This window comes from [Clostridium] symbiosum ATCC 14940, from assembly GCF_000466485.1.
Classification (GTDB): domain Bacteria; phylum Bacillota; class Clostridia; order Lachnospirales; family Lachnospiraceae; genus Otoolea; species Otoolea symbiosa.
The window spans coordinates 1-5246 of the sequence record NZ_KE993046.1 but is presented as its reverse complement, the minus strand read 5'-3'; the positions used below and the strand labels follow the sequence as shown (position 1 = coordinate 5246).

Here is a 5246-nt window from a genome sequence, read left to right as displayed (position 1 = left end):
TACCGGCGGCGTCCTCACCTGCTTAACTAAATCCTATAACAGTGTCCCGGCCAGCGAATGTATGTTCCCTTTTCTTCCGTTTTGTGGTATCCTAACTATATATACTGAATTTAATTAAAATCCCAAAAGGAGGTTCTCTCATGATGGATCAGCTCTCGCTCTTTGATAACCGTGAAACTACGTCCCCTCTTGCAAGCAGGATCCGCCCCGACACCCTGGACGGCTTTGTGGGGCAGAAACACCTGATAGGAGAAGGCAAAGTACTGCGTAACCTTATCGAAAAGGACCAGGTTACTTCCATGATATTCTGGGGCCCTCCGGGAGTTGGAAAAACGACCCTGGCCAGGATTATTGCCGGGAAAACACGCTCCTCTTTCATCGATTTTTCCGCCGTGACAAGCGGAATAAAGGAAATCAAAACGGTAATGGAGCAGGCGGAGAAAAACCGAAGCATGGGAATCCGGACCATTCTTTTCGTGGACGAGATTCACCGCTTTAACAAGGCCCAGCAGGATGCTTTCCTTCCCTATGTGGAAAAGGGGAGTATCATTCTAATCGGCGCTACCACGGAAAATCCATCCTTTGAAATTAATTCGGCTCTTCTCTCCCGCTGTAAGGTCTTTGTTTTAAAAGCTCTTACAGCGGAGGAGCTGGCCGAACTGCTAGCCGCTGTGGTAAAATCCCCAAAGGGCTTTGGGAACCAGCATGTGCAAATCTCGAAAGAGCAGCTTTTCTTTATTGCTAATTTTGCAAACGGAGACGCCAGGACTGCTTTAAACACCCTGGAGATGGCCGTTCTTAACGGAGAATTGGACCGTTCCGGAACACTCAGCGTCACAAATCAGGTGCTTGAACAGTGTACCAACAAAAAATCACTTCTCTATGATAAAAAGGGGGAAGAACATTACAATCTTATCTCTGCCCTTCACAAGTCCATGCGCAACAGTGATCCCGATGCCGCCGTTTACTGGCTGGCCCGAATGCTGGAGGCCGGAGAAGACCCGCTCTATGTGGCCCGCAGACTGATCCGTTTTGCCAGCGAGGATATCGGAATTGCCGATCCTCAGGCCTTAACTCAGGTTGTGGCCGCCTATCAGGCCTGCCACTTCATCGGAATGCCGGAATGCACCCTGAATCTGACTCAGGCAGTTGTCTACATGGCCATGGCGCCGAAATCAAATTCGATCTACAGAGCCTATGAGGAGGCAAAGAAGGATGCCGGAACCATGATGGCAGAACCCGTTCCTCTTCAAATCAGGAATGCGCCTACTCGGTTAATGGCGGATCTGCATTATGGTGAAGGCTATGTCTACGCCCATGAAACAAAAGACAAAATAGCCGCTATGGACTGCCTTCCCGCCTCTCTAAAAGGCCGTGAATATTACCGTCCCGGAACAAGCGGCGCCGAAGCCCCGGTCCGGGAACGTCTTGAAGAAATCAGGAAGTGGAGGCGGGAACATCCCGCCCTCCCATAGGCTGTTCAGATTCTATTTCTGTCATCCATCAGTTAAAACCAGTCATTACGGCAATGACCATTGCCGCCGATGCAAACACAAACAGCACTGCCTGGAATTTAATCTGGAATTTTGCCCACTTGCCCCAGTCGAGTCTTGCCGCAGCCAGCGCTCCCAGCAGACATCCGGATGTAGGAACAATAAAGTTACTGAATGCATCGCCTAACTGGAATGCGAGGACGGATATCTGCCTTGACACACCCACGATATCGGCAAGAGGGGCCATAATAGGCATTGTCAGCGCCGCCTGACCGGAACCGGAAACGACGAAGAAATTGAATATGGTCTGGAATACATACATCAGCCATGCGGACAGCATCGGCGGGAAATTCTTCATCCCCTCTCCGATGGAATGGAGTATCGTATTGAGTACGGTTCCCTCCGTGGCGCTGGTTCCGCCAAGGATAATAATAATTCCCTGAGCCATACCGACACACAGCGCTGCCCCCAAAAGCTCCGCCGCCCCTTTATCAAATGATTTTGCAATGTCATTCACTTTCATATCGTTCAGTTTAAAGACAACACCGATAATACCGGATACGAGCCCCATCACAAAAAACTGGGAGGCGATCTCCGGGATATAATAACCTTCGGCAATAACGCCCCAGATTGTCCATGCCATAGTCAGGACAATCGTGAGGATAACTAGCTTATGACCGAAAGTAAACGGCACATCTTCCTTATTTTTCGATGAAAAATCATCGCGGTAATACTGATCGGTTTCATATGCCACGGAAGACTGCGGGTTCTTTTTAATCTTCACCGCATAGCGCATTGTAAATATGATTGCCGTCGCAGTAAAAATCACCCAGAGGACGATTCGAAAGCCGGCACCCGACATGACCGGAATACCTGCGACTCCCTGGGCCACGGCAAGGCTGAACGGATTCATCCAGGAAGAGCCAAAGCCGATCTGTGTCGCCACATATGAACACATGATACCTACTACCGCATCATAGCCCAGCGCAATAAAAAGCGGGACAAGAATCATGACAAAGGGAATCGCCTCTTCTCCCATTCCGAAAACAGCGCCTCCCAATGAAAACAACGTAATCAGGATGGGGATCAGAAGTATTTCCCGCCCCTCCGTCTTCTCTATCACCTTCATAATTCCCGATTCCACGGCGCCGGTCCGCAGAACAATTCCAAATGCTCCGCCTACTACCAGAATAAAAGCAATAATTCCGACCGCAGTACCATTCTTATCCCCAACGGTCATGCCTTCAAAAACGAAGTTTAAAATTCCCTGGCCTCCAAAATCTTCGGTTCCGAAAATGGGAGCCGCCTTCGTCACTTTATTCCCGTTCTCATCCAGCACATACCGGAAACTGTCGGGATCTAAGACGGTTCTGGTTTTCTCTGAACCATTCTGCATATAGGTGATTTCTTTTGTTTCATACTGTCCCAGCGGAATAAACAGGGTTAACACTGCTGCCAGCACAATTACAAAGAAAATAATAATATACGTGTGCGGCATCTGAAAACTTTTCTTTTTTTCCATCTCTCATACCTCTTCTTTTAGTATTCAAAGGTCCCCCTCTTAAGAACCTCTCCTCCGGAAACAACCGTCTCACCTCCGGCGATAACCGTATCAATTTTCAGTGTATCCGAAGCAGACAGCACCAGATCGGCGTCTGCATATTCGGTAATTCTTCCCTTGCCCTTAAGTTTTAACAGAAATGCCGGGTTGGAAGTAACGGTCTTCAGCGCATCGGCAAGCCGTACACCGTCCTTTAACACCGCATCCTTCATTTCCCGGTACAGTGAAGATACTTTTCCCACGCCAAGATGCCTGAAATTTCCCTTTTCATCGAAAACCGGAAGGCTGCCCTGCCCGTCGGAGGAAAAGGTGATATGGCCGGCATCCACACCTGCATCCAGCGCCATCTTAAGCCCGGCTGATGCCTTTACCTCATCCGGATCCAGAAAATCAGGATCGGAACTGGTTGTCAAATCAATATATCCGCCCAGCCGTCTGGCGTAATCGATTCCGTCCGACATCAGGGATTTATTTCGGTTAATATGGGTCGGCAGCATATTGGATGCCGGAATCTGGGACTCTCTCAAAAGCCGGCGCAAATAATCCAGCTGCTCCCGGCCGTCTCCCATATGGATATTGACAATCCCGGCTTTGCCGGATAATATGCCTCCCACTCTTGTATCAGCGACAATTCTGGCAAATTCCTCGTACGTTGGCTGGGATGAGCGGTGATCTGAAATTGCAATTTCTCCTGTGCCTATTACTTTATCAAGCAAAATAAGGTCATCCGCCACACTGCCGGTCAATGTCCTGACCGGTATCTGATAGGAACCTGTATAAATATACGCAGTAATTCCTTCTTCCTCCAGTCCTCTGGCTTTGGCAATCAGGTTTGTCATGGTTCTCGTTGTGCCGTCTGTCCCCAGACAGCCCACTACTGTCGTAACACCTCCGCAGATAATATCCGACAGCATAATTTCCGGTGTTCTTGTCCTGTATCCGCCTTCACCGCCGCCGCCCAGAATATGCACATGGGCGTCTATCAATCCCGGCATCATGATTTTTCCGCTGCCGTCGATTACCTCAACATGATAAGCCTCTTCTGCGGGCAGTGATTCCCCGATTCTAAGAATCTTTCCCCCGCCGATCAGTACATCCATGCATCCCAAATCCTCCGGTGCGTACAGACGGGCATTCCGGATCAGTTTCATAGCTCCGTTCATTTTCCTGTTCTCCACTCTTGTTTTTATTATAGAAGTAACTGCAAATCCACCGCCTGGTTACCGTACCATTCCCGATTTCACAGACACACTCCGGCGCAAATTACAGTTCATATTATTTTATCACATACATGATAGAATGTCATAGATTTTTGTATTATTATTCTGGCTGATTTTACGAATATTGTAAAAATCTTCATCAGCTCCAGCCATTCATTCAAACACGACACATGCAAGACGTAAAACAGGACAGAACCTTATTCATGGGGTTCTGTCCTGTTGCCTTGTACCATATAAACCTGTAGTGTAAAATTATGTAAATACAGCAATTCTTTCTGATTATTATTGAAATTAATAATTTTCTTTTCTAACCTCAAAATAGCTCTGCGGATGAGCACATACCGGACATACTTCCGGAGCTTTCTTGCCGATTACAAGATGTCCGCAGTTTCTGCACTCCCACATTGTCTCTTCAGATTTCTCAAATACAGCTTTCATCTCCACATTATTTAAGAGCTTTAAGTATCTCTCCTCATGTGTTTTCTCGATTGCCGCTACTGCCGCAAATTTAGCTGCCAGCTCTGTAAAGCCCTCTTCCTCCGCTACTTTTGCAAATTCAGCATACATATCGGTCCACTCATAATTCTCGCCTTCAGCAGCAGCCTTTAAATTCTCTGCTGTTGTTCCGATTCCTTTTAATTCCTTGAACCACATCTTGGCATGCTCTTTCTCATTATTAGCCGTGTTCTCAAAAATTGCTGAAATCTGCTCATATCCTTCTTTTTTCGCTACGCTTGCAAAATATGTGTATTTATTTCTTGCCTGTGATTCACCTGCAAATGCTGTCATAAGATTCTGCTCTGTTCTGCTTCCCTTTAATTCCATTGTTTTATTCCTCCTATGTTTTCTTCTGATTTTAGGAATTATTCCTGTTTTTATAGTACACTCTTTTCCAGCATTTGTCAAGTGGTCGGGTGAAATATTTTGGAGATTTAGTAAAGCAGGTGAGGACGCCGCCGGAACGGCCAGCGG

4 protein-coding genes are annotated in these 5246 nt (G+C 47.4%); 1 reads left to right on the top strand and 3 read right to left on the bottom strand.

What is annotated here, in order from left to right; translation table 11 throughout:
* Nucleotides 1-143: 143 nt before the first annotated feature.
* A complete protein-coding gene (locus CLOSYM_RS21380) occupies nt 144-1475 on the top strand; it encodes a replication-associated recombination protein A (protein WP_044903113.1) in 1332 nt (443 codons plus the stop codon).
* 28 nt (nt 1476-1503) lie between these two features.
* Here the strand turns inward: CLOSYM_RS21380 and yfcC are convergent, their stop codons facing one another.
* The 3 genes from yfcC to rbr form a co-directional block, all read right to left on the bottom strand.
* Nucleotides 1504-3015: a putative basic amino acid antiporter YfcC gene (gene yfcC / locus CLOSYM_RS21375; protein ID WP_021643798.1), complete on the bottom strand. Its 1512-nt coding sequence runs from the start codon at nt 3013-3015 to the stop codon at nt 1504-1506.
* 17 nt (nt 3016-3032) lie between these two features.
* A complete protein-coding gene (gene iadA, locus CLOSYM_RS21370) occupies nt 3033-4217 on the bottom strand; it encodes a beta-aspartyl-peptidase (protein WP_021643797.1) in 1185 nt (394 codons plus the stop codon).
* 348 nt (nt 4218-4565) lie between these two features.
* A complete protein-coding gene (gene rbr / locus CLOSYM_RS21365; RefSeq protein WP_003506939.1) occupies nt 4566-5099 on the bottom strand; it encodes a rubrerythrin in 534 nt (177 codons plus the stop codon).
* Nucleotides 5100-5246: the final 147 nt, after the last annotated feature.